We start from the raw sequence: 209 nt of genomic DNA, 5'->3' as shown, positions 1-209 counted from the left end.
AGTTCCTCATCACGTATCTGTAAGCGGATATCGAATGGTGCTTTCCAGCCGGGACCGAAGATACCGACCGGCCCCGGGGTGCGGGTCCGGTAACTGCTGTAAGAACGGGAAAATACAAACGGCAGCGGGCCGGGCAGGGTGAAATCGGTCTCGCCGGGCAGGACCTTGGCGCCGAGGAGCGGGTTGACCGGGTTACCGGAGATGATGCC

General features: G+C 61.7%; 1 protein-coding gene. It reads right to left on the bottom strand.

All coding sequences use genetic code 11. From position 1 onward, the window contains the following. Positions 1 to 209: DUF6531 domain-containing protein (locus OGY09_RS01080; RefSeq protein WP_286589820.1), on the bottom strand; the 209-nt coding region annotated here is incomplete at both ends.

Source organism: Citrobacter sp. Cpo071 (genome assembly GCF_030332765.1).
Classification (GTDB): Bacteria; Pseudomonadota; Gammaproteobacteria; order Enterobacterales; family Enterobacteriaceae; genus Citrobacter; species Citrobacter portucalensis.
Note: the sequence above shows the minus strand (reverse complement) of the source record. Positions and strands in the feature narration are given on the sequence as shown.